The 3,124-nt window shown below is 62.7% G+C and carries 3 protein-coding genes and 2 pseudogenes; all 5 read left to right on the top strand.

Annotation, left to right across the window (positions count from 1 at the left end; all coding sequences use genetic code 11):
- Positions 1-278: pseudogene (locus tag HX846_RS20055) on the top strand (SfnB family sulfur acquisition oxidoreductase); the annotation flags it as partial.
- Between the two features lie 12 nt (positions 279-290).
- Complete coding sequence (locus HX846_RS20050; RefSeq protein WP_178965965.1) at positions 291-632, top strand: acyl-CoA dehydrogenase; 342 nt, start codon at positions 291-293, stop codon at positions 630-632.
- The gene (locus HX846_RS20045) at positions 632-2,047 is read left to right on the top strand and encodes an LLM class flavin-dependent oxidoreductase (protein WP_003211735.1); all 1,416 of its coding nucleotides are present in this window, start codon (positions 632-634) and stop codon (positions 2,045-2,047) included. Before HX846_RS20050 ends, HX846_RS20045 begins: the two co-directional genes overlap by 1 nt.
- A 124-nt stretch (positions 2,048-2,171) precedes the next feature.
- Positions 2,172-2,753 (top strand): annotated as a pseudogene (locus HX846_RS20040) (AMP-binding protein); the annotation flags it as partial.
- A 92-nt stretch (positions 2,754-2,845) separates the two neighbouring features.
- A partial coding sequence (locus HX846_RS20035) for an FAD/NAD(P)-binding protein (RefSeq protein ID WP_178965964.1) occupies positions 2,846-3,124 on the top strand: 279 nt, incomplete at its 3' end.

The following is a 3,124-nucleotide window of genomic DNA, read 5'->3' as shown; positions in this document are numbered from 1 at the left end:
TCGACCAGGCCCTGGCCAACCCCAACGAAGACACCGTGGCCAATGCCTCGTTGGTCGTCGCCCAGGCCAAAGTGCTGTCGGCGGAAACCGCCTTGCTCGCCAGCAGCAAACTCTTCGAACTGGCCGGCACCCGCTCGGTGTCCGGCAAGCACAACCTCGACCGCTTCTGGCGCAACGCACGTACCCACACCCTGCACGACCCGGCCCGCTGGAAATACCACCTGATCGGCAACTTCGTGCTCAACGGCGTCAAGCCCGCACGCCATGCCTGGAACTGAGGAGCTGCATCCATGACCGCACTGAATCAGGCGCGCCAACTGCTGGAAAGCACCCGGCGCTTTGTCGAGAAAAGTGATGACCCCTACGTGATCAGCCGCTTTGGCGATTTGCAGATTCGCGTGGAGGTAGCGGCTGCTTTGTTTGAGCGTGCCGAAACCCACCCAGGCCCGGTGGCCCTCACAGAAGCCCAGATAGCGGCTGCCGAGGCCCTCATCGCTGCCAGCAACGCCGAATTCGAACTCACCGGCCAGCGTACTGCGCTGCCGCCGACCCTTGATGATCCCCTGCGCTGGAAATACCAGATTGTCGGCAACTACCACCTCAACGGTGTCGCCCCCCGGAGAAACGTTTAATGCCTCGTGAAATCCGTTTGAATGCCTTCGACATGAACTGTGTCGGCCACCAGTCGCCGGGCCTGTGGGCCCACCCGCGTGACCGCTCATGGCAGTACAAGGACCTGGAATACTGGACCGACCTGGCAAAAATTCTCGAGCGCGGCAAGTTCGACGGCCTGTTCATCGCCGACGTGCTGGGCATCTACGACGTCTATAACGGCAACGGTGACGCAGCGATTCGCCAGGCGACCCAGGTGCCGGTCAACGACCCGCTGTCGCTGATCGCACCCATGGCGCTGGTCACCGAACACCTGGGTTTTGGCCTCACCGCTTCACTGTCCTTCGAACACCCGTACCCGTTCGCCCGGCGCCTTTCCACCCTCGACCACCTGACCAAGGGCCGCGTCGGCTGGAACATCGTCACCTCGTACCTGGAAAGCGGCGCGAAGAACCTCGGCCAGAAAGCCCAGACCGAACACGATGCGCGCTACGACTACGCCGAGGAATACCTGGAGGTTTGCTACAAGCTCTGGGAAGGCAGCTGGGAAGAGGGCGCGGTGTTACGCGACCGCGAACGGCGGATCTTCAGCGACCCGAGCAAGATCCACGAGATCCGCCACGTCGGCAAACACTTCCAGGTGCCCGGCATTCACCTGTGCGAACCGTCGCCACAACGCACGCCGGTGCTGTACCAGGCCGGGGCGTCGAGCCGTGGCAAACAGTTCGCCGCCGAACAGGCCGAATGCGTGTTCGTTGCCGCACCGTCGAAAGTGCTGCTGAAGAAAACCGTTGCCGATATCCGCCGCCGTGCGGCCGAGGCGGGGCGTGACCCGAAGAAAATCCTGATCTTCAACTTGCAGACGGTGATCGTTGGCGAGACCGATGCCAAGGCCAAGGCCAAGTTCGACGAATACAAATCCTATGTCAGCTACGAAGGCGCGATGGCCCTGATCTCCGGCTGGACCGGCATCGACTTCAGCCAGTTCAAGCCCGATGAACCCCTCAAGCATGTGCATACCAACGCCATTCAATCGGCGGTGGAAGCCTTCTCCACTGCCGACCCGAACAAGGTCTGGACCCCGAATGAACTGGCAGACTGGGTCGGCATCGGCGGCTTCGGCCCGCTGTTCGTCGGCGGCCCGGAAACCGTGGCCGATCTGTTGCAGGAATGGGTTGAAGAGACCGATGTGGACGGCTTCAACCTGGCCTATGCACTGACCCACGAGACCTTTATCGACGCGGTCGAGTTGCTGGTGCCGGAGTTGCAGAAGCGCGGCGTGTACAAGACCGAATATGCCCAGGGCACCCTGCGGGAGAAATTGTTTGGGGACGGCGCGCGGTTGGCGGACAACCATCCGGGGGCCAGCTATCGTGATTTGTCGGGTGTACATAAAACAAATGTGGGAGCGGGCTTGCTCGCGAATGCGGACTGACATTCAGCATTGATGTTGCCTGACGCACCGTTTTCGCGAGCGAGTCGAGCCGTCCCACCGCCGCCCACATAAATCCGGCCAGCGGACCACCGCATGCTTGTTTCACCAATAGGAGCATCACCCTATGAGCGTGCATGAACTTGAACTTGCGCTGGATGTGGAATGGCCCGCCGAACGGGTTACGGTGTTGCCCGAGGCGTTGGCGCAGTTGCGCCATTGGGCACAAGTGACCCCGTTGCACAGCGCCCTGCGCCACAAGCGTGACGGCCAGTGGTATGCCTGGCGCTGGATCGATGCGTTGCGGGATGTCGAGCGCCTGGCTGATGGCTTGCGTCAGCAGGGCTTTACCGAGCAGTCGCGGCTGGCCCTCAGCGGTGCCTTCGAACCCGGCCTATTGCTGCTGGCCCTGGCCGCCCAGGTGATCGGTGGCCAGATCCTGACCCTGGCGGATGACCTCGAGCCCGCTGCCCTGCAGCAACAAGTGTGGCGCATCCGGCCTACCCACGCGTATGTCCCTGGGCTCCAGACGTTGGCGATGGTGCGACGGATCGACCCTGTGGACACCTCACAACGGCTCTGTCGCTGGTGGCAGCCTTCGGGCAAGACCGAATTGTGGAGCGGGGAAAGCACCCATTGGCAAGGCGGCCTGGCGACGGTGCTGGAGCAATGGCTGATTAGCGGCCAGAGCCTGGGCTTCCCGCAGTCGGGCTGAACTAGGCGTCCCGGGTCGATGTGCTGGATACTGCACGGGGCGATTTTTACCACAACCATTCAGGCAGACAGTAAGGGCGCAATTTCATGAGTGAAACCGAACGCGGACAGGCGACGAGCGCCATTCGCAACGCCGATGTGCTGATTGTCGGCGGCGGCCTGAGCGGGACGATGCTGGCGGTGCAGTTGCTGCGCCTGCCGGGCACGCGGCAGATCCTGGTGATCGAGCCGCGCCAGGAACTGGGGCGCGGCGAGGCCTACAGTGCGGTAGAGCTTGGGCACACCTTGAACGGCAACGCCGCGCGCATGAGCGTCGACCCGGACAACGCCGATGACCTGACCCAGTGGCTGACCGCCTACATCGCC

Origin of the sequence: Pseudomonas sp. K5002, from assembly GCF_013386655.1 — a bacterium.
Taxonomy (GTDB): domain Bacteria; phylum Pseudomonadota; class Gammaproteobacteria; order Pseudomonadales; family Pseudomonadaceae; genus Aquipseudomonas.
The sequence above is the reverse complement of the archived record's forward strand: the minus strand, read 5'-3'. Positions and strand labels throughout refer to the sequence as shown.